The 17805-nt window shown below is 71.6% G+C and carries 20 protein-coding genes and 1 pseudogene; 14 read left to right on the top strand and 7 right to left on the bottom strand.

All coding sequences use genetic code 11. The annotated features are described in order from the left end of the window. Window positions 1-621: 621 nt before the first annotated feature. Both VH914_02315 and VH914_02310 read left to right on the top strand, forming a co-directional pair. Window positions 622-900, top strand: a complete 279-nt coding sequence (locus tag VH914_02315; protein HEX4490015.1) for an HU family DNA-binding protein — start codon at window positions 622-624, stop codon at window positions 898-900. Between the two features lie 81 nt (window positions 901-981). Continuing rightward, window positions 982-1314, top strand: coding sequence for a hypothetical protein (locus tag VH914_02310; protein ID HEX4490014.1), 333 nt, complete (start codon window positions 982-984; stop codon window positions 1312-1314). Between the two features lie 63 nt (window positions 1315-1377). Here the strand turns inward: VH914_02310 and VH914_02305 are convergent, their stop codons facing one another. Then, window positions 1378-2091 carry a PIG-L deacetylase family protein gene (locus VH914_02305; protein HEX4490013.1) on the bottom strand — a complete coding sequence of 238 codons (714 nt, stop codon included), beginning with the start codon at window positions 2089-2091 and terminating at the stop codon, window positions 1378-1380. Further along, a complete protein-coding gene (cofC, locus tag VH914_02300; protein HEX4490012.1) occupies window positions 2088-2693 on the bottom strand; it encodes a 2-phospho-L-lactate guanylyltransferase in 606 nt (201 codons plus the stop codon). The genes VH914_02305 and cofC overlap by 4 nt, the downstream gene beginning before the upstream one ends. A 20-nt stretch (window positions 2694-2713) precedes the next feature. Here cofC and VH914_02295 point away from each other — a divergent pair, with 20 nt between their 5' ends. From VH914_02295 to VH914_02275, 5 genes and pseudogenes are all read left to right on the top strand, one after another. Continuing rightward, on the top strand, window positions 2714-3421 hold the full coding sequence (locus VH914_02295; protein HEX4490011.1) for a lysophospholipid acyltransferase family protein: 708 nt from the start codon (window positions 2714-2716) through the stop codon (window positions 3419-3421). A 29-nt stretch (window positions 3422-3450) separates the two neighbouring features. Beyond that, window positions 3451-4464, top strand: coding sequence for an NAD(P)H-dependent glycerol-3-phosphate dehydrogenase (locus VH914_02290; protein ID HEX4490010.1), 1014 nt, complete (start codon window positions 3451-3453; stop codon window positions 4462-4464). Window positions 4465-4475: 11 nt separating this feature from the next. Further along, window positions 4476-4706, top strand: a pseudogene (locus tag VH914_02285) (DUF4190 domain-containing protein). 418 nt (window positions 4707-5124) lie between these two features. Further along, a complete protein-coding gene (locus VH914_02280) occupies window positions 5125-6396 on the top strand; it encodes a hypothetical protein (GenBank protein ID HEX4490009.1) in 1272 nt (423 codons plus the stop codon). Then, window positions 6393-7517 carry an adenylate/guanylate cyclase domain-containing protein gene (locus tag VH914_02275; GenBank protein ID HEX4490008.1) on the top strand — a complete coding sequence of 375 codons (1125 nt, stop codon included), beginning with the start codon at window positions 6393-6395 and terminating at the stop codon, window positions 7515-7517. Before VH914_02280 ends, VH914_02275 begins: the two co-directional genes overlap by 4 nt. Window positions 7518-7615: 98 nt before the next feature. Here VH914_02275 and VH914_02270 read toward each other — a convergent pair whose 3' ends face one another. Both VH914_02270 and VH914_02265 read right to left on the bottom strand, forming a co-directional pair. Further along, the gene (locus tag VH914_02270) at window positions 7616-10351 is read right to left on the bottom strand and encodes a glycoside hydrolase family 38 C-terminal domain-containing protein (protein ID HEX4490007.1); all 2736 of its coding nucleotides are present in this window, start codon (window positions 10349-10351) and stop codon (window positions 7616-7618) included. A 10-nt stretch (window positions 10352-10361) separates the two neighbouring features. Then, the gene (locus tag VH914_02265) at window positions 10362-10733 is read right to left on the bottom strand and encodes a Rieske 2Fe-2S domain-containing protein (protein ID HEX4490006.1); all 372 of its coding nucleotides are present in this window, start codon (window positions 10731-10733) and stop codon (window positions 10362-10364) included. A 56-nt stretch (window positions 10734-10789) separates the two neighbouring features. Here VH914_02265 and VH914_02260 point away from each other — a divergent pair, with 56 nt between their 5' ends. Beyond that, a complete protein-coding gene (locus tag VH914_02260; protein HEX4490005.1) occupies window positions 10790-11080 on the top strand; it encodes a GYD domain-containing protein in 291 nt (96 codons plus the stop codon). A 3-nt stretch (window positions 11081-11083) separates the two neighbouring features. On the opposite strand, the gene VH914_02255 is transcribed toward VH914_02260, so the two are convergent. Further along, window positions 11084-11284, bottom strand: coding sequence for a hypothetical protein (locus VH914_02255; GenBank protein ID HEX4490004.1), 201 nt, complete (start codon window positions 11282-11284; stop codon window positions 11084-11086). A 170-nt stretch (window positions 11285-11454) separates the two neighbouring features. Between VH914_02255 and VH914_02250 the strand changes: the two genes are divergently transcribed. Beyond that, window positions 11455-12129, top strand: a complete 675-nt coding sequence (locus tag VH914_02250) for a ribonuclease HII (protein ID HEX4490003.1) — start codon at window positions 11455-11457, stop codon at window positions 12127-12129. Here the strand turns inward: VH914_02250 and VH914_02245 are convergent. Beyond that, on the bottom strand, window positions 12126-12731 hold the full coding sequence (locus VH914_02245) for a hypothetical protein (protein HEX4490002.1): 606 nt from the start codon (window positions 12729-12731) through the stop codon (window positions 12126-12128). The two genes, VH914_02250 and VH914_02245, sit on opposite strands and share 4 nt — an antisense overlap. 51 nt (window positions 12732-12782) lie before the next feature. Between VH914_02245 and VH914_02240 the strand changes: the two genes are divergently transcribed. The 5 genes from VH914_02240 to VH914_02220 all read left to right on the top strand — a co-directional run bounded on the left by VH914_02240 (window position 12783) and on the right by VH914_02220 (window position 16873). Beyond that, on the top strand, window positions 12783-12929 hold the full coding sequence (locus VH914_02240; GenBank protein ID HEX4490001.1) for a hypothetical protein: 147 nt from the start codon (window positions 12783-12785) through the stop codon (window positions 12927-12929). An 85-nt stretch (window positions 12930-13014) separates the two neighbouring features. After that, window positions 13015-13392, top strand: coding sequence for a hypothetical protein (locus tag VH914_02235; GenBank protein ID HEX4490000.1), 378 nt, complete (start codon window positions 13015-13017; stop codon window positions 13390-13392). Window positions 13393-13592: 200 nt separating this feature from the next. Beyond that, window positions 13593-14246 carry a hypothetical protein gene (locus tag VH914_02230; protein ID HEX4489999.1) on the top strand — a complete coding sequence of 218 codons (654 nt, stop codon included), beginning with the start codon at window positions 13593-13595 and terminating at the stop codon, window positions 14244-14246. 15 nt (window positions 14247-14261) lie between these two features. Continuing rightward, window positions 14262-15929 carry a DNA polymerase Y family protein gene (locus VH914_02225; GenBank protein ID HEX4489998.1) on the top strand — a complete coding sequence of 556 codons (1668 nt, stop codon included), beginning with the start codon at window positions 14262-14264 and terminating at the stop codon, window positions 15927-15929. Between the two features lie 74 nt (window positions 15930-16003). After that, complete coding sequence (locus VH914_02220; protein ID HEX4489997.1) at window positions 16004-16873, top strand: alpha/beta fold hydrolase; 870 nt, start codon at window positions 16004-16006, stop codon at window positions 16871-16873. Window positions 16874-16885: 12 nt separating this feature from the next. Here VH914_02220 and VH914_02215 read toward each other — a convergent pair. Then, window positions 16886-17805: choice-of-anchor Q domain-containing protein (locus VH914_02215; GenBank protein ID HEX4489996.1), on the bottom strand; the 920-nt coding region annotated here is incomplete at its 5' end.

Here is a 17805-nt window from a genome sequence, read left to right as displayed (position 1 = left end):
CGCGACGCCGATGCAGGGCTCAGCACGCCGTTCGCGAAGAAATTTTTCGCGCGGTCGTGTCGTGCGCGTTGCCGCGCGCATCGACGCGTCGACACGGTCGTGGCGCACGTCGCGCGACGCGCTCGCACGGTCGGGCATCCACCCGTTGCGAACGCGCTCGTGCGATCATCGAACTGCTTGCGGAGTGGTGCCTCGGGCCCCTTGGTCGACGCGTGCGCGATTGCGTGTCCTCGTTCGTCGACCGCGACGCGCGCGTCGGCGAGCTCGGTGCGATCGTCGCGTGACCAACGCGCTGACCTGCACTTTCGCTGTCGACATCACAACGTTCGACGTTGTTCGCAGCGTTGGATGTCGTCGTCGCGCGGCGCACGCGATCGCTCGCCGACGCTCGTTCGCGCGTGCGCACGCGAACGAGCGTCGAGCGCGCACGGACGCGCGCACGCGCGTCGAGCACGCACCGTGTCGCGCGGCGACGCGCGTGCATCGACGCGCGCCCGTCAACGTGCGAACTCACGCGTCGACAGCGCGCGTCGCGTGGCCAAGCACACGTGAGGGTGCTTGACCTTGCATTGCAAATGCGTTCTGATTCGGGAGATACACGCACAACACTCGGAGGCTGTCTTGAACAAGGCCGAGTTGGTCGACGCAATGCACGAACGCAGCGGCCTCTCCAAGAGCGACGCCGAAAAAGCGCTCAACGCGTTCATCGACTCGATCCAGGGAGCGGTCGCCGGTGGCGATCGCGTGACGCTTCCCGGCTTCGGGTCGTTCACGCCTACCGATCGCAAGGCGCGTACCGGTCGCAACCCGCGTACCGGTGAACCGGTCGACATTCCTGCGGCGAAGAGCGCCCGGTTCACCGTCGGTACGAAATTCAAGGCCCAGGTGGCGGGGCGCTAGCTCAACCACCACGGGGCGCGGGACACGGACGCCCGCGGAACTCCCCATCGAGGATCAACCGTCATCGAAAGGGTGCTACTGGTGCCTCCGGCAAAGAAAGCCACGAAGAAGCGGGCCCCGGCCAAGAAGAAGGCCGCGAAGCGGGCCCCCGCGAAGAAGAAGGCCGTGAAGCGGGTCGCCAAGAAGCGTACGGTCAAGAAGGCCGCGAAGAAGGCCCCCGCCAAGAAGCGGACCGTGAAGAAGGCGGCGAAGCGCAAGGCTCCGGCCAAGCGTCGTACCGTCAAGAAGGCGGCCGCGAAGCGCAAGGCTCCGGCCAAGCGTCGCACCGTCAAGAAGGCGGCGAAGAAGGCTCCGGCCAAGCGTCGCGCCGCGAAGAAGCGTCCCGCGAAGCGTCGGGTCGCGAAGAAGCGCTAGTCCTTCTTCCTCTTCTTCACACTTCACCACGAGGGGCCCGGATGTCCGGGCCTCTCGTCGCGTCTACAGGTCGGTCAGCAGCTTGAAGGCTTCGGCGACGCGCAGGTCGGAGCCGTGCGCGTCGCGCACCGCGTCGTCGTGCACCTCCGCGACGAACGCCTCGCGACCGTTGCCGTCGTCGGTGATGCTCATCGTCGACCGCCACTGGCTGCGATGCGCGAGCAACGACGCAACCTTCGCGTCGAGCCAGCCGTCGACGTCTTCGTGGTGATCGATCTCCTCCGCTTCGAACAGCAGCGCTCGCGACGGACGGTGCGGCGGGTCGGGCTGCTCGGGGAAGAAGTGCGGATCACGCGCCGCGACGATCGCGTCGAGCGTGATCCAGCCCGCGTGCCGATGGTCGGGATGGATGCGATAGCGCTTCCACGGGTCGTGACCGAAGACGACGTCGGGCCGCGCGGCGCGGATCACCGCGCACACCTCGGCCTGCTCGCGCCGTCCCGACACGAGCTCACCGTCGACGCGGTCGAGGAACTGCACGTCGCGCGCGCCGAGTGCCGCGGCGGCGGCCTTCTGCTCGAGCCGGCGACTCTCGGCGAGCGCGTCGGTGCTGGCGGTCGCGTCCCACGAGCCCTTCGAACCGTCGGTGAGCACGAGCATCGTGACCGCGCAGCCGGCCGCGGCCCACTTGGCGAGGGTCGCGCCGCAACCGAACTCGATGTCGTCGGGGTGCGCGCCGATGGCGAGGGCGCGCTCGGGCACGGGGAGGTCGGTCATCGCGCGGCCGGCCGGCGATCGAGCACCGCGGCGAGGTCGTCGGGGCCGTCGACGTCGAAGCGCAGCGCGGGATCCTGCACGATGCGGACGTCGAGGCCGGCTGCGCGGGCGGTCGCGACGTGGCGCTCGAACGAGCCCGGGCCGTAGGCGAAGTCGAAGGGCGCCGCGACCGGGAGCGACAGCACCGGCGTGCCGTCGTCGCGGTGGCAGGGGACGATCACCGCGACGGGCGTGGCGCCGTCGCCGGCGACGGCGGCGAGCGACGTGATGTCGGGGAGGTCGGCGTGCACGACGACGACCCGAGTGCAACCCCGCTCGGCGACCCACGCGCGTCCGTCGTGCGCGGCGGCGTCGAGCGAGCCGCGATCGGGGATCGTCGACATGCCGCGCGTATCCGCCCACGCGAGCACTTCGGGCGCGTCCGTGACGACGACCGTCGGATGTCCGCGTGCTGCGTCGGCCGCGCGTCCGGCGAGCTCGCGCACGAACGCCTCGTGCGCGTCGGCGTCGAGCGTGCCCGCGAGGCGAGACTTGCCGCGCACGAACGAGCGCACGGGAATCACCACACCGGCCTCGGCGAGCAGCGAGGAAGACCGAGACATGGTCTGCGTATGCTACCGGCGTGGAACCGCTGTACTCCCTGGCGAAGGGAGTCGTGTACCCGTGGTTGCGGTGGGGACTCGACTGGTCGATCGAGGGCGGTGACCGGATCCCCGAGCGGGGTGCGGCGATCGTCGCGAGCAACCACATCTCGTACCTCGATCCCTTCACGCTCGCGTGGCTCGCCGATCGCCGCGGCCGGCGCGTGCGCTTCCTCGCGAAGGCCGAATTGTTCGACAAGCCCGGGCTCGGCCCCGCGTTGCGGTCGGTGCACCAGATCCCAGTGAAGCGCGGCGCGCAGGACGCGGCCTCGTCGCTCGTCGCGGCCGTCGACGCGTTGCGCGCGGGCGAGTGCGTCACCGTGTTCCCGGAAGGCACGATCTCACTCGACCTCGAGCCGATGGTCGGCAAGTCCGGCACCGCGCGACTCGCGCAGGAGAGCGGTGTGCCCGTCACGCCGGTCGGGCTGTGGGGCACCCACCGCATCATGTTCAAGGGCCGCAAGCCGAAATATCGGTGGGGGATCGCACAGACCGCGGTGCTCGGCGAGCCGATCGCGGTCGGACCCGACGACGACATCCGTGACGCGACCGACCGCATCATGAGCGCGATCTGCGCGTGCACCGCGCGGGCGCGCGCGATCTACCCGCAGCGGCCGGCGCCGGGAGACCTCTGGTGGTGGCGCGAGCCGGAGACCGCGGTGCTGCGCAGCTGCCGCACGGCCGCGTGAGCTCACTCGAAGCGCCAGTGAGCGAGCGCGTGAGAGTCGCGGTGATCGGCGCGGGTTCGTGGGGCACGACCGTGGCCGCGCTCGCGGCGAAGCAGGCGTCGACCTTGCTCTGGGCGCGCAACGCCGATCTCGCGAGGACGATCGACGAGCGCCACGAGAACCCGCAGTACCTCGAGGGCATCCCGTTGCCGACGGGACTGTGCGCGACCGCGTCGCTGGAGCACGCGTGCACGGGTGCCGACGTCGTCGTGCTCGCGGTGCCGTCGCACGGGATGCGCGCGGTGCTCACGGATGCCGCGCCGTTCGTCGACGCGGGCGCGTCGATCGTGAGCCTCTCGAAGGGCGTCGAGCGCGACACGAACCTGCGCATGACGGAGGTCGCCGCGCAGGTGCTCGACGGGCACGACGGTGGTCGCATCGGCGTGCTGACCGGTCCGAACCTTGCGCGCGAGGTGGCGTCCGGTCAGCCGACCGCGACGGTCGTCGCCATGCGCGACCACGCGGTCGCCGAGCGCCTCCAGCAGCTCTTCATGGGCGGCACGTTCCGCGTGTACACGAACCCCGACGTCGTCGGGTGTGAGATCGCGGGTGCGCTCAAGAACGTCCTCGCGATCGGCGCGGGCATGGCGCACGGACTCGGCTACGGCGACAACACGAAGGCCGCGCTCATCACGCGTGGTCTCGCGGAGCTCGCGCGTCTCGGCGTCGCGCTCGGTGGCGATCCGCTCACGTTCGCCGGCCTCGCGGGCATGGGCGACTTGATCGCGACGTGCAGCAGCCCGCAGAGTCGCAACCGTCACGTCGGCGTCGAGCTCGGGCACGGTCGCCCGCTCGACGAGATCGTGGCGCAGATGAACATGGTCGCCGAGGGCGTGAAGACGACCGCCGCGGTGCTCGAGATCGCGGCGCGCGAGAAGGTCGAGATGCCGCTCGCCGAGTTCGTGGGGCGCGTGCTGTACGAAGGCGCGCGGCCCGCGGACCTCGTGCCCGAGCTCATGGGCCGCAAGGCGCGGCCCGAGCTGCACGGGATCCGCCCGACGTAGTGGAGCCGCCGGTGGGGGAAGGGCGGCGTCCCTCGCAGCTCGCGATCGCGTCGATCGCGGCCGCGATCGCGCAGATCCTGCTGCCAGTGCTCGCCGCGATCGTCGCGATCGTCACCGGACACCTCGCACGCCGGCGCATCCGACGAGATCCGTCGTTGCGCGGCGGTGGGCTCGCGCTCGCGGGGATCATCCTCGGCTATGCGGGCATCGCCCTCATCGCCGTCCTGATCGCGTGGTTCGTGTACGACGACCTCCAACAGACCCACGCCGAGGTGCGCCGCATCGACCGCGCGGTCGCCGACGTGCGCGTCGCCGATCTCGGAACCGTGATCGCCGATCGCCACCAGTTCGACGGCTTCGATCTCGGCAACCATCCCGAACGCGAGATCGCGCTCGGGGCGACCGATGAGTCGGCCACGAATCTCGAGAACGTCGTCGGGACCGCGCTGCAGCGCGCCGGATTCGCCCACCGTGGTCTCGAGGAGTGGGAGCGAGGCGCGGGCGGATTCGTCATCGTCGAGGTCATCCCGCTCGAATCGGGACGGACCTCGTTCGAGCTCGGCGGCACGACGATTGCCGTACCGCGAGGGCAGGCGGTCGTGTTCGTGGAGCTCTCCACCGGCTGAGCGGCGCGGTGCACGCTCGCGCGAGCATGCACGGGTGCGGGGCTCGCCGTCCGACCAACCGATCGTCTCGCCTCTCGGCACGCTGGCCGACGGTGTGGTCGGCGCGGCCGGTGAGCACGGAACGCTCGTGCTCGATCTCGCCGGCATCGAGATCGACTGGTGGATCGGCGCCGACGACGCGTGGCACCTCCCGTCGGAGGGCGCGGGGCGCGCGGTGCGGCCGGGCCGCGCGCCGGCGGTCGACGCGCGCGTGCGCGTGCCGGGCGGCGAGGTCGTGCTGCGCGGCTACGCGTGCGCGGGATCACCGGTGCCGTGGGTGGTCGCGGACCTCGAGAACGAGTCGCCGGGTCCGGTGGTCGTCGCGTGGGTGCTGCGCGCCGCGCCCGGCTATCGCATCGGACGCGTCGCGCTCGACGGCACGACGCTGCGCATCGACGACCGCGCGCTCGTGACGTTGCCGCGCGCACCGTTGCGATGGGCGGTCGAGCCCCGTGCGCGCGGCGTGCGCGAGCGCGTGCTCGGCGGCGACGCCGCGAGCGGTTCGTTCGAGCCGGTCGCGGCGCGGCGCGGCGACCTCGAGGTCGCGGTGCTGTTCCCGCTCGCGCACCGGACTCGAACGCGTATCGCGGCCGCCACCGCGCTGCCGGGCGCGACCTCGGTCGCAGTCGCGCAGCTCCCGTCGGCCGACGACGTCGAGCGCGGGTGGGACGCGTCGCTCGACCAACGGGGAATGCGCGTCGAGCTGCCCGAGGAGGCACTGGACCGGGCCGTCGACGCGGCGCGGGTCACGTTGATGCTCGGCGGTGGGCGGGACCGGCTCGTCGCCGCGGCGAGCGGGGCCTGGGGGCTCGACGAGGGCCGTGATCGCGCGGCCGACGTGCGCGAGGACCCATGGCCGCGGTTGCGCGCGACCGCCGAGCCCGCGGGGGCGACGGCGCGCGGCGCGGCGGAGTGGCTGCTCGCGGTGCGCGACGCGTTGCTGCGCGTCGAGGACGATGATGTCGTCATGTTGCCGTCGTTCCCGGTCGAGTGGCTCGGTCAGCCGGTCGCGGTGCACGACGCGCCGACGGCGCTCGGACCCGTGTCGTTCGCGCTGCGCTGGCACGGCGCACGGCCCGCGCTGTTGTGGGACATTCCGGAGCGACTGTCGTTGCGCGCGCCGGCGCTCGACGCGGCGTGGTCGGGTGTCGGCGGGAACGGCGAGGCGTTGCTCGCGGAAGTCGACGCGTCGCGGCTGCTGTCGTTGGGCTCGGCCGCGCCGGTCGTGTCGGGCGCGGTCGTCGACGAACCGGGGAGCTTCTCGTGAGCGACGAGCGCCTCGACGAGATGCTGACCGCGGCCGGCCTCTACGACCCGGACGCACCGGACGCGTTCGCGCGTCTCGCACTGCTCGAATACCTCCTCGCGCTCGGGCTGTCGGTTCCCGAGCTCGTGCAGGCGCACGACGAGCAACGGATCATGAGCGTCGCCGCGCTGAACCGCCTGCGACCCGACGGCGCCCGTTGCACGCTCCCGGAGCTCGCGCAGCGCACGGGGCTCGACGAGGTCACCGTCGGGCGCCTGTGGCGCGCCGCGGGATTCGCGGACCCGCGCCGGCACGAACGCCGGTTCAGCGAGCGCGACCTCGAGATGTTCGTCTTCTTCCGTCTGATGAGCGACGTCGTCGGCGCCGAGCGACTCGAACAGCTCGTCCGCATCATGGGGAGCGCGACCGCGTCGATGGCGGAGGCCGAGACCGCGCTGCTGCGGTCGACGATCGAGGCGCCGCTCGTCGACGAGCAGGACTACGTGAAGATCGCGCAGAGCTACGTCGCGATGGTGACCGAGATGTTCCCGCAGGTGTCGGCCGCGGTCGACACGTTGCACCGCCACCACCTCGATGCCGTCGGTCGGCGTTACAGCGACTCCGGCGCGTCGCCGACGCGTACGAACGCGGTCGACCTCGCGATCGGGTTCGCCGACCTGTCCGGGTACACGAGCCTGTCGGGGCGGCTCGATCCGGCCGCGCTCGTGATGATGATCGACGCGTTCGAGGCGATCGCGTTCGACATCGTCGCGGGTGCGGGTGCGAACGTCGTGAAGCGCATCGGCGACGCGGTGATGTTCATGACGCCCGCGCCGGGAGTCGCGTGCGACCTCGCGCTCGATCTCGTCGCCGCGTGCGCGGCGGACAAGCAGCTTCCACCATTGCGGGTGGGGCTCGCGTTCGGATCGGTGATCGTGCGCGGCGGCGACGTCTACGGCCCGTTCGTGAACCTCGCGGCGCGCTTGTGCGCGTCCGCCGCGCCGGGCTGCATCGTGGTCGCGGGCGACATCGAGAACCGCCTCCGACCGCTGAGCGACCGCTACCGCTTCCTCGGCCCCGACCTCTACACGCTCGCGGGCTTCGCCGAGCTCGTCCCGGGCTTCACCGTCGTCCGCGGCTGAGCGCGCCCGAGCGCGGTGGTGCCGTGGTGCGGTGGTGCGGGTGGTGCCGTGGTACTGCGTTACCCGGCGATACGCCGGTAACGCAGTACCACAGAAGGTCAGGAGAGGCGCAGGGTCGTGATCTCCCACGGGCGCATCGTGATCGCGCCCTCGAACGGCTCGCGCGGCGCGCCGAGCAGGTCGACGATCCAGCCCCGCGCCGGCAGTCCCGCCTGACCGATCGTGACCTCGCCCTCGCCGGCATCCGTGCGGAACAGCCGCACGACGAGACCACCGTTGTCGCGCGCGACGGCCGACACCTCCGCGCCGGAAACCTCGAGCGCGGTGCCCGTCTCGGGGAGCCTGCGGCTGCGGATCTCCGGGACACGCGCCCGCTCGAGCGGCACCGTGAACGCGTCCGCCGCGCCGTAGAGATCGGCGGCCCGCCAGTCGCCGCGGTGGGGGAGCACCGCGTAGTCGCACACGTTGCGGCCACGCATCTGCGCGCCGCGCACCGGGTCGACGGGGCCGGCGGGGTTCGGTCGCAGCGACGGCTCGCTGCGCGACAGGAACCCGACCGCGCGCAACAGCGTGAGCGCGAGCTCGGAGCCGTCGCCCACGATCTCGTATTCGAGCAGGCCGTCGTGCAGCAGCGCGAGGCCGACGGCGCCGTCGCTCGCGTCGACGAACCGGCGGGACACGAACGTCGGCAGCCCGAACTCGAGGTCGCCGCCCTCGGCGGTGAGCCCGCGCGACACCACCGAGAACGCGCACTCGGCCTCGGAGCCCCGCACGACCGCCGGCAGCGGGAAGTGCGCGCGCAGGCGATGGTCGTCGCACGGATTCTCGAGCTCGGTGCGGACGCGCAGGAAACGTTCGCCGGGGCGCAGCTCGAGGGTGGTGCGCACGGTGACGTCGACGAGCTCGTCGCGGCGCGCGGTACAGGAGCGCCCATCGCCGTGCGCGCCCGCCGGCCACCGATACCGAGTGGCGATCTCGATCCGTGCGCGCACCGGGCCGCTCTCGACGACGGTGACCGCGACCGACTCCGGTGTGTCGACGACGACGTCGGTCTCGGGAGGCGAGTAGTTGTACGTGTCGCCGCCGTCGCCGCCGTCGACGAGCCGGCCGAGGCCGCTCACCGACACGCCGTCGGTCGTGATGGAGTAGGTGCCGGTTGCACTGTCGACCGCGACGGTCAGGTGCTCGTTGCGCAGCCCCGACCCCGAAGCACTCACCGGGCTCGCGGGTCCCTCGCCCTCGGCCGCGCGCACCGTCGTCCACCCGAAGCCGGCCACCGATCCCGCGTCGAAGAGCAGGCGCCGGCTCGGCGGACGGTGAACTTTCACGCGAATCGTGCGCCCCGCGTCGCCGAGCGCCAGCATCTCCTCGCGCAGCTCGCCGAGGTCGCTCAGGTCGTCGCCGGGTGTCGCGATGTGGAGCGCGACTTCGAACGCGCCGTCGGCGACGGTCTCGGTCTCGACGCGTGCGACGGAGTTGCCTGCGAACTCGGTGCCGCGCATGAGGTCGAGCACCCAGCGCACCTTGCTGCCGGTGACGGAGGTGGCGAACGCGATGCCGCCCCGCTCGGAGAGCACCTGCGCGGGATGCGCGACACCGTCGCGCCCCACGACGTGCGCGGGGCCGTGCCCGGGCAACGAGAGCTCGACGAGCCCGCCGCGCGCGCGTGCCGTCGGGTTGACGATGACGAGGTCGTGAGGTTCGGCGTCGAGCGCACTCGCGAGGTCGGAGACCGCGTCGACGGTGAGGCCGTCGCCGAGCTGGCGCGCTTCGGCGTAGCGCACGCCGACCTGGTCGACGACCTCGTCGGAGCTGCACGCGCACGACGAGTCGTGCGCGCTGTTCGCGACGAGCAGCTTCCAGGCCAGTTCGAGCAGCGCGTGCGGGTAGTCGTGCGGCGCGCGGAACAGCGCACTCAACGGCTCCGCGCGCTTCTCGACCGCGCGCTCCGCCGCCGCGCAGCCGCGGTGGATGTCGACGCGGTTCGACGCGACACCCATGAGCACATTGGCGCGCGCACCCGAACGCAGCTCACCGCGCCACGTGGCCAGGTCGTCGACGGGTTGCGTCGGCAGGTACTCGGCGAGCGACGTGACGACGAACTCGTAGTCGTCCTGCACGTCGTTCGCCTCGGCGACGACGCGACCGAGCCACGCCTGCGGCATCTGGTGGTCGGTGCCGTTCATCAGCAGCATGTCGCCGATGCGCACGGGACCGAGCTCCGCTTCGTAGTCGCGCGCGCGACCGACGAGCTGCTTCGCGTCGTCGGGGATGTCGCGACCGTTCGAGTAGGAGCCGTAGAGGTACTCGGCGCGCACGCGTGAGCCGTCGGGCGCTTCCCACCAGAACGCGGTCTGCGTGATCGCGAGCGGCACACCGCGCCATACGACCGCGTGATCGAGGCCGGCGAGTCGCAGGATCTGGGGCATCTGCGCGACGTGGCCGAACATGTCGGGCAGGTAGCCGACCTGCATCGCGCCGCCGAACTGCGCGCCGCGCGCCATGCCCATCTGGAGGTCGCGCACGAGCGTCTCGCCCGACACCATGAACTCGTCCATCAGGACCATCCACGGGCCGACCGCGAGCCGCCCGCTCGCGGCGAGGCGCGTGAGCGCGGCCGCGGCCTCGGGCCGGATCTCGAGGTAGTCGTCGAGAACCATCGTCTGCCCGTCGAGGAGGAAGCGCGCGTAGGAGAGGTCCGATTCGAGCATCGGCAGCAGCGCGTCGAGCAGCTTCACGAGCCGCATCCGGAAGGCCTGGAACGGCGAATACCACTCGCGATCCCAGTGCGTGTGGGGGACGATCGCGACGGTGCGCTTCTCGGGTGTGGCCATGGCGCGGAGCCTAGGCGGGGCCGTCCTCGGGCTCGTCGGGCCGGTAGGCGCCCGGCCGCTCGACCTCGATCCAGCCGTCGCAGTCACGGGCCGACCACGTGTGGATCGTGCCCTTCGTGTCCTCGCGACCGAACTCGTTGCGCTTGAGCGCGACCCCGTCGGCGCGCAGCGACCAGCCGTGTCCCGCGCACAGCAACTCGTCGCCCATCACGATCGCGTCGGTGAGGTCCCAGTCGAGATGTGGACATCGGCGGGCCATCACGCACGGCGCACCCGATCGCGTCCGCCACGCAACGGCCTCGTCGTTCGCGACGTCGACCTCGACGACACGACCGGCGGATACCGCGTCGGTCGCGATCACGCGTTCCCATTGCTCGGACACGGCGACAGGTTCGCGCGATCGGTGGCTTTCGCCGGAACCCTCGGTAGGCTGCCCGCGTGCCGACCTACGCGATGCTCACGACGCTCGGTCCCGGCGGGTGGGAGACCGTGCGGGAGAACCCGGATCGCATCAGCCAGGTGCGCAGCGAGGTCGAAGGCCTCGGCTTGCGCGTCGTCGCGCAGTACGCGCTGATGGGCGCGTACGACTTCCTCAACATCATCGAGGCGCCCGACGAGCGCACGATGGCGCGCGCTGCGGTGATGCTCGCGGCGCGCGGCACGATGCGCACGACGACCATGCAGGCGATCCCGGTCGAGGATCTCATCTCCTTGCTCAAGGAGAAGTAGGGCTCAGACCCACCAGAGCTCGCGCTTCTTCTCCTCGCGAACGTCGTCGTCGACGAAGAGCACGGGCAGGATCGAGCCGTCGGACCGGCGCCGCACGCGGTAGCGGGTCTCGCCGGAGTGCTCGACCACCTCGGCGACCTCGAAGCCGCGCGCCCAGTGGGCGTCGAACCGGGATCGCACCTCGACGCGGCTGCCCGAATGCACGTCCGCGATCGTAAGCCTCCCCGGTCAGGACGCAAGAGGGTCGCGTTCAGGATCGCGACGGCTCGAGAACGGGCGGGTCGCGGTGCGGCCCAGCCGACTCGGAGGCTGAGGCGTCAGGAGCGCGGGTCGTGAAGATGAGCGGGTCGTGAAGATGAATAGTGTCGGAGGCGATGACGACGCAGACCTTTCCGACCCTGCGGGTCGAGCGCCGTTGCTGGGAAGCGGGCGACCGGCTCGTCTGCGGGATCGACGAGGTCGGCCGCGGCTCGTGGGCAGGACCGGTCACGGTCGGTGCGGTGATCGCGCCCGAACAACATCTCAAGGGCGTGCGCGACTCGAAGATGCTGTTGCCCAACGAACGTGAGAAGTGCGCGGCGCGCGTGCGCGACTGGGCGATCGCGTTTGCCGTCGGTCACGCGTCACACCGCGAGTGCGACGAGCTCGGCATGACGGTCGCGTTGCGGCTCGCCGGCAACCGCGCGCTCGACCAGCTCGCGGTCGCGGGCTACGTGCCCGACCGGATCGTGCTCGACGGCAAGCACGACTACTTCGGGCTCGGCGACCGGGTCCGCACGATCGTCAAGGCCGACATCACGGTCCTGTCGGTCGCGGCCGCGTCCGTCGTCGCGAAGGTGACGCGCGACGCGATGATGGCGGAGGAAGCCGAGCACTTCCCGGCGTACGGATTCGAGTCGAACCGCGGCTACCCCTCGCCGACGCACAAGCACGCGCTCGCGGGTTACGGGCCCTGCGCGATCCACCGGCGGTCGTGGGTCTTCATGGACTACAGCCCCTGGTCGGGCCTGGAGCGCTACGACCGCAGCTTGCGTCTGTTCCCCGTCTAGGCCCCTTCGACCGACGTCCCGACGTCGGGCTCAATCGCGCGGCGCGCGCTGCCGATACGACCGGCAGCGAGAGTGCCGGAGGGCAATGTGGGGATCGACGGTTCTGTAGGAAGCTCGTCCAACGCGCCGTGGTACGACCAGACGTGGTTCCTGGTCGTCGCGCTGCTGATCTTCTTCCCGGTCGGGCTGTGGCTCGTCTGGAAACACAAGCCATGGGCCCGCGGGCTCAAGGTCGGCGTGACCGCGATCGTTGCCGTGCTGTTCGTCGGCGCGGCCGCGTCGGCAAGCACGAGCACGCCGAAGCCGAAGGTGGCGGCCGCGATCGCGACCACCACCAGCAGCTCGGTGGCCGTGACGACGAGCACGACGGAACCGCCGGCGACGACCACCGCGAGCACGACGACCACGCGCGCGCCGACGACGACGCGCGCGACCGTGCCGCCTACCGCGCCACCGGCGACGACTCCGCCGACGGCCGCACCGCCACCGCCGCCGGACTGCACGCCGGGATACAGCCCGTGCATTCCACCGGGCCCGGATGTCGACTGCGCGGGAGGCTCGGGTAACGGGCCGCGATACGTGCACGGTCCGGTGCAGGTCACCGGCCCGGATATCTACGGACTCGACACCGACCACGACGGCATCGGCTGCGAATGACGAACCGCGGTGGGTTCTCGTGGAACCGATTCCTCGGCATCACCAAGGCGAAGCGCAGCGTGTCGCGCGCGACGGGCATCCCGTGGACGAGATCGGGCAGACAGCGCAAGGTCGGCGCGATGTTCTGGAAGCTGTTCAAGTAAGCGGATCGAACCGGCCCGAGCCCGGCCGATATGCGCCCGTGCGCCGAGTTCGGGCGTTCCTGCTCGCCCGCCTACGATCACGCTCATGGGACAGACGATCACGGTGACGTCACGCGCGGGCTCCCGCCCCGAGGTGCGGTTCTTCGATACGAACCGTTCGCTCACGGGCATGGCAATCGAGCGCTACGCCGGCCCCGAGGACGTGCACGCGCGTCGGCCTCCCGATGTGCTCGCGGAGCGCCTGTTCGTGCTGGGCGCGACGGCCGTGACCGTCTACTCGAACGTCGTGACCGTCGAGGCGCCGGCCGGCGCGTGGGCCGACCTCGAAGGCAAGGTCGAGCACACGATCACGCACCTGTTCCACTACTACGGCGAGGACGCGGGCTGGTCGCCGGACGCGCTCGGTGTGCCCTTGCCGCCGGCGCCGGTGGCCGCGGAATCGAGCACGACGTCGCCGGTGTAGATGGCGCGGACGATGTCCTCGACCGCGGGCTCCTCGATCGTGAGGGCGCGTACCGAGTAACGCGCGACGACGCGTGCGACGAGCTCCCACTGCCGCGGGCTCCCACTGCCGCGGGCCGTCGACCTTCAGGGCGGTCGGGGTAGGCGCGGGTCCGCCGAGGCCGCTTGCCGATCGAACAGGTGTTCGCATACCGTGAGCACGTGGCAGTGCTTCCCCTGCGTGACCGCGAGGCTCGGCGGCGGCTCGAGCATGTGGCGCGCGAGGCGTGCGCTCCGGTGCTTGCCGGGTCGCGGCGGCTCGCGGTCGCCGACCCGCTGGGCGCGCTGCTGCCCGACGGTGGGTTGCGGCGGGGATCGGTCGTCACGTTGGCCGGGGGCGCGGGGACGTCGAGCGTGTTGCTGCCGTTGCTCGCGGCTGCGACCGCGGCCGGGGAGTGGGCCGCGGTGGTCGAGCCGGGGTTGTCGTTGGGCGGCGCCGCGGTCGGTGAGGCAGGGGTCGCGTTGGAACGGTGCGCGTTCGTGCGCCCGGTTCCCGCGCAACAGTGGGCGGTCGTCGTCGCCGCGCTGCTCGAGGGCGCGACCGTCGTCGCCGCGTGTCTGCCGCTCGGCGTGCGGTTGGGTGACGCGCGCCGGCTGACCGCGCGGGCGCGCGAGCGCGGCGCGGTGTTCGTCGCGATCGAGTCGGTGCCGGGTCTGCGATCGGTCGCGTGGCCCGCGGAGGCCGCGCTGCGATTGCACGTGCAGCCGGGTCCGTGGCGCTGTGCTTCCGACGGACTGCTCGTCGATCGCGAGCTGCACCTGCGCGTCGAAGGGCGGGGCGCGGCCCGTCGTGGTGTGCTCGCAGCCGCCGGCTGAATCGTGACGGTGGCGGTGACGGCGGTTCGCACGTGTTGCATGGTGTGCAGCGACTGGGCGGTCACCGTCGTCCGTCGACGCGATCCGTCGACGCGCGGGTTGCCCGTCGTCGTGCGCGAGCGCGTGGGGAGTCGCGAGCTCGTGCGCGCGGCGTCGCTCGAGGCGCGCGCGGAAGGCGTCGAACCGGGGCTGACGCGGCGCGAGGCGGAGGCGCGCTGTCCCGGCTTGATGATCGCCGAGGTCGACCGCGGTGAAGAAGCGCGGGTGTTCGAAGTTGTCGCACGCGCGGTCGAGGCACTGACCCCGCGGCTCGAGCTCGAGGAACCGGGGCTGCTGTCGTTCCCGACGCGCGGTCCCGCGCGCTACTACGGCGGTGACGACGGGCTCGTCGCGCGCGTGAAGGCTGCGGCGGGCGCGGTGCTCGGTGATGATGCAGTGTCGTTGCGGGTCGGTGTCGCCGACGGCGGGTTCGCGGCGCGACTCGCGGCGCTCGTCGACGCACGGGGGATCGTGGTCGCGCCGGGCCTGTCGGCCGAGTTCCTCGCGCCGCATCCGGTCGGGTTCTTGGGTGATCCTGATCTCGCAGTGCTGTTGGTCCGGCTGGGATTGCCGACGCTCGGCGACTTCGCCGCGTTGCCGTCGGCGTCGGTGCTCACGCGGTTCGGTGTCGAGGGCGCGCGGCTCTACGAGCTCGCGCGCGGCGGTGACGACCGGCCGCTGGTGCTCGTCGAGCCGCCCGCCGACTGCGCGGAGTACATCGAGCTCGACCCGCCCGCGACGCGTGTCGATCACACCGCGTTCCTTGCGAAGGGAATCGCCGATCGATTGGTCGCGCGGCTCGCGGATCGAGGGCTGGGTTGCACGCGCGTGCTCGTGACCGCGGAGACCGAGCACGGCGAGCGGCTCGAACGCACGTGGCGTCACGTCGGACCGTTTGCTTCACGCGCGCTCGCGGACCGGGTCCGCTGGCAGCTCGAAGGTTGGTTGACCACGCAGTCGCCGGTGTTGGTTTCGGGTGTCGACGATCCGCGCGCGTTGCAGGACGCGCTCGCCGACGCGGAGAGCTTCGACACGACGACCGGCGCGTTGACGCGACTCGGTCTCGTGCCCGACGAAGTCGTGCCGTTGTCGGGCCGTCAGCTCGGATTCTGGGGCGGTGATCTCGCGGCGGCCGACCGCGCGGATCGCGCGTTCGCGCGCGTGCAGGGAATGCTCGGCTTCGACGCGGTCACGACCGCGGTGGCACAGGGCGGCCGCACCCCGGCGGAGCGGGTGCGCTGGGTGCCGTGGGGCGAGCCGCGTGAGGCGGACCGACCGTTGCTGGTCGCGGCGGGGGAGCGGCCACCGTGGCCGGGCGCGGTGCCGCCGCCGTCACCGACGCGCTTGTTCGATCCGCCGTTGGTCGCGGAGCTGCTCGACGCTTCCGGCCGGCCGGTCGTCGTGTCGGGTCGCGGCGAGGCATCGGGCGCGCCCGCGGTACTGCGGTGTCGCGGGTTGCGCGATGGGGGAGGACCGGTCGTCGCGTGGGCGGGGCCGTGGCCGCACGACTTGCGGTGGTGGGACGTCGCGCAACGGCGACGGCGCGTGCTGTGGCAGATCGTCACCGAGTCGGCCGGTGACACCGTTGCGTGTCTGGTCGCGCTCGAAGGCGGCCGGGCCGGAGTCGAGGCGCTCTACGACTGACGTACGTGTCGAGCGTGACCGCGCGTTCTCGGTAGCGTGGCGCGGATCGACGCGGCCGACGGGAGCAGGCTCCGATGACGCGCTTCGAACTGCAACACGTCGACATCAACGGCGACGACATCGCGTTCCGGTCGGCCGGCACCGGTCCTGTGCTGTTGCTCGTGCACGGCATGGCCGGCCGCTCGTCGACCTGGCGGGCCGTGATGCCCGACCTCGCGCGGCACTTCACCGTCGTCGCACCGGATCTGCTCGGGCACGGTGCGTCGGCGAAACCGCGCACCGACTACTCGCTCGGCGCGTTCGCGACCGGGTTGCGCGACCTGCTCGATGCGCTGGGGCACCGGCACGCGACGCTGATCGGGCAGTCGCTCGGCGGTGGCATCGCGATGCAGTTCGCGTACCAATATCCGGAGCGGTGCGACGCGCTCGTGCTCGTGTCGAGTGGCGGGCTCGGCGACGAGGTAAGCCCGCTGCTGCGCGCGCTCACGGTTCCGGGTGCCGAGTACGTCTTGCCGCTGCTGTGCGCGCGGCCTTTGTCCGACGCGGGCATCGCGGTCGCGGGTTGGTTCTCCCGGCTCGGACTCCGCCCCGCGCCGAATCTCGAGGAGATGTGGCACAGCTACGGCTCGCTCGCCGACGCCGAGACCCGTACCGCGTTCTTGCACACGCTGCGCGCCGTCGTCGATATGTCGGGACAGCGCGTGAGCGCGAAGAATCGCCTGCACCTCGCGTCGCAGAAGCCGACGTTGATCATGTGGGGCGATCGCGACGGCATCATCCCCGTGCAGCATGCGTACGCCTGCCACGACGCGATGCCCGGGAGCCGCCTCGAGATCTTCGAGGGTGTGGGCCACTACCCGCACTGCGAGCAACCCGCGCGCTTCGCAGAGGTTGTGACCGAGTTTCTCGGCGCGGTCGCGCTCGAGGTGGGCTCCGCGAGCTGACGACGGCTTCGTCTACGCGCCGCCGGTGTCGTAGGCGCCGATGTCGCACGTGCCGCGGAGCGTCGCCTTGCGGAGATGCCCGCGCTGATCGCGGTTCGTCACCGGTGCGAGCGTGCAGTCGGCCCCGTCGCCCGCTCCGATCGCGGGACTGCCGGGAAGCAACTTGTGCGTCGCGGTCGGGCCACCGTTCGACGCGAGGGCCGCGAGCACTACGTCGATCGGCGAGCCGTGCGTGCCGACATGGTCACCGTTGACGCCGTCGGTGAAGCCGGGACAACCGGTGCCGACGACGCCCGTGTTCTCGCCGATCACGTTGTGACCGCCGTCGACGGTCGGACGTCCCGCGTACACCTCGCAGTCGGCACCACCACCGGTGGCGGTGTTGCCGGCAACGATCGTGTTGGTGAGCGACACGGGCGGCGTGTTCGTGGTCGCGAAGATCCCGCCGCCGCCGTTGGAGTCGGTGGTGTTCGCGGTGATCGTGCTGTCGCGCGCCGTCAACGACGCGTTGCTGACCGCGACGCCACCGCCGCCGAACGTTCCGCCGCCCTGGGTCGTGTTACCGCTCACCGTGCTGTTGACGATCGTGAGCGATGCCGCGCTCGCGCTCGTCACCCAGATGCCACCGCCGGCGTTGTCGGAGACGTTGTTCGCGATCGTGCTGTCGAAGACGAGCACGTCCGCCTCACGGCTGCCGGCCGTGACCGCGATGCCGCCACCGGTGCCGGGACTGTGGTTGCCGTTACCGGTGACCGTCGTGTCGCGGACGAGCAGGTGCCCGCCCGCGGCGGTGATGCCCGGGGTGAGCTGGCCGTTGCCGTCGATCTGCAGATCACTGAGCTCGACGGTGCGGCCGTCGGCGACGGTGACGTCGGGCGCGAAGTTCGTCGAGCCGTTCGGTCGACGGACACGTGTGGTCGAGCCGGTGCCGC

The sequence above is a fragment of the Acidimicrobiia bacterium genome (genome assembly GCA_036271555.1).
Classification (GTDB): Bacteria; Actinomycetota; Acidimicrobiia; order IMCC26256; family PALSA-610; genus DATBAK01.
Note: the sequence above shows the minus strand (reverse complement) of the source record. Positions and strands in the feature narration are given on the sequence as shown.

Bases quoted from the DNA above. Each gene is read 5' to 3' on its own strand.
- VH914_02305 (HEX4490013.1), bottom strand. From the start codon at position 2,091: ATGACCGACCTCCCCGTGCCCGAGCGCGCCCTCGCCATCGGCGCGCAC.
- cofC (HEX4490012.1), bottom strand. From the start codon at position 2,693: ATGTCTCGGTCTTCCTCGCTGCTCGCCGAGGCCGGTGTGGTGATTCCC.
- VH914_02270 (HEX4490007.1), bottom strand. From the start codon at position 10,351: ATGGCCACACCCGAGAAGCGCACCGTCGCGATCGTCCCCCACACGCAC.
- VH914_02250 (HEX4490003.1), top strand. From the start codon at position 11,455: ATGACGACGCAGACCTTTCCGACCCTGCGGGTCGAGCGCCGTTGCTGG.
- VH914_02240 (HEX4490001.1), top strand. From the start codon at position 12,783: ATGACGAACCGCGGTGGGTTCTCGTGGAACCGATTCCTCGGCATCACC.
- VH914_02235 (HEX4490000.1), top strand. From the start codon at position 13,015: ATGGGACAGACGATCACGGTGACGTCACGCGCGGGCTCCCGCCCCGAG.
- VH914_02220 (HEX4489997.1), top strand. From the start codon at position 16,004: ATGACGCGCTTCGAACTGCAACACGTCGACATCAACGGCGACGACATC.